Here is a 2,028-nt window from a genome sequence, read left to right on the forward strand (position 1 = left end):
TCCATCATTTTTACTTTTTTATCAATTAGTGATGTAAACATCTTACCCCAAGCTGCTTTACCTGCAGCGATGCCATCTTGATACCATGGTCGCAGACGGAAGTCATATTGAGGAACTACTTTTGTGCGGTTAGTTCGCCCCCCTTGACTGTCGGTAGCATATTCGTGAAGTTCTCCGTTTGTAGATTTGTCTGTAACAATTATATTTAATGCGTTATTATCTTGGCGACTAACTGCAACCATAGTTCCTGATGTAGATGTAATCCCAATCACACCAATAGAATCAAAAGACTGAATTTGATTCCATAAATGACGTTCCACATCATTAGTTGCTTGGATATTAAGTTGATTAAGACGAATAGCATTGACATTTAGTTGATTCACTAAATGGGGAGTCTCTAAATAAATATCCAGTTTCTGCTGAATACGGACTGTAATTTCGTTTTGTAATTGATTAGCTAAGTCGTTGACTGCACGCTTACCATTTGTAAATGACAGATATCCCACTAACCATACTGCTGAGATAATTTGCAATACAAATGGGACAATGACTATAGCTCGCAGGGGAAGTTTTGGTGAAAGTTTGCAAAATATAGGGTTTAGTGGTGACTTTTGCATGGTGGCGGCTTCTTTCTTCGTACTTAAAGTTCAATTATACAGCAGGGAACAGGGAACAGGGAACAGGGAACAGTTGGAAAAACATTTTCGCTCTCTAAGATTCATCATTGTTATTGTTATAGATAAAATTTGCCTAAGTTTACTATTATTGTAAGGATTCGGCCATCAGCTATTAGCTATCAGCTATTATACTTCTCCAAAAATCAAAAATAAAATCTATTATTATCCATAAATTATCAATTACTCCTCCCTATTCCCTATTCCCTATTCCCTATTCCCTATTTCCTGTTTTTATTTTTGATTCCAGCTTGTAATTCCTTGCCAGTTAGTAGGTACACCTTCCGATAAAAAATTATTTACTCGTTCTAGATAAATTTCTGTAGTTTTATCATGTGAATTTACTGTCAATACTTTCTGGAAATATTTCTTTGCTATGACAAATTCTTGCTGTTGATAATATAACACTCCTTGTTCAAAATCCGACTGAACTTGTATTTTTAAGTTTAGCAAAGATTCTGTTTCTCCATCCATAACTTCATAAATTTTAATAGGATGATTTCGCCCTTTAACTAGGACTCGATCTAAAAATCGAATTTGATATTGATTTGGATTTACTAAATTAGTAAATACTGCTTCACTAATTATAATAGAAACTCCATAAAATTTTGTTAGTCCTTCTAAACGGGAAGCTAAGTTTACGTTATCTGAAAAAGCATCACCTTGCATTCTTGCTTGTTCTCCTACCATTCCTACCATCATTGGTCCGAAGTGAATTCCAATTCCCACTTTAATAGGTTTATAGCCTTGATTTTTTCTAATGATATTGTATTCTAAAACTTCTTTGATTTTGGCAATACTAGCTTTAACAGCGTCATCTGCTCCATTGGGAAATACTGCCATCATTCCATCTCCTAAATATTTGACTATAAATCCATAATTATCTCTAACTTTTGGACTGACACGCCCTAAATATGAATTAACAAAGTTAAAGTTTTCTTGGGGAGTCATTGTTTCTGAAAGAGCGGTAAAGGAGCGAATATCAGAAAACATTACTGCCATTTCTTTACTTACATGGTTGCCTAATTCGACATCAATTATGGAGTCTTTGCTGAGAAATTTGAGAAATTCATGGGGTACAAATCGACTATAGGAATTGTTAATTTGAGATAGTCTGAGATGAGTTTTCAGTCTTGCCATTAGTTCATTTTTAGATATAGGTTTTGTGAGATAGTCATTAGCACCAGCATTTAATCCTTCGACTAGATCGTAGACTTGATTTTTAGCAGTCAACATGAGAATTGGTAATTCACTAGTATCACGCACAGACGTAATATAAGACTACCGCGCAAGGGACACAGATTTGGCGGGCAATCTGTGGGATCGAGAGGATTCAGTCCTGTAGCAATCTTGG

The 2,028-nt window shown here is 35.3% G+C and carries 2 protein-coding genes; both read right to left on the reverse strand.

Translation table 11 applies throughout. The features are described from left to right. Window positions 1-617 (reverse strand): PDC sensor domain-containing protein (locus tag F6K22_RS39570; protein ID WP_483244205.1); only part of this gene is annotated, 617 nt, incomplete at its 3' end. 291 nt (window positions 618-908) lie between these two features. Further along, the gene (locus F6K22_RS39575) at window positions 909-1,940 is read right to left on the reverse strand and encodes an adenylate/guanylate cyclase domain-containing protein (protein ID WP_293110507.1); all 1,032 of its coding nucleotides are present in this window, start codon (window positions 1,938-1,940) and stop codon (window positions 909-911) included. Window positions 1,941-2,028 lie beyond the last annotated feature (88 nt).

The sequence above is a fragment of the Okeania sp. SIO2F4 genome (assembly GCF_010672385.1).
Classification (GTDB): domain Bacteria; phylum Cyanobacteriota; class Cyanobacteriia; order Cyanobacteriales; family Microcoleaceae; genus Trichodesmium.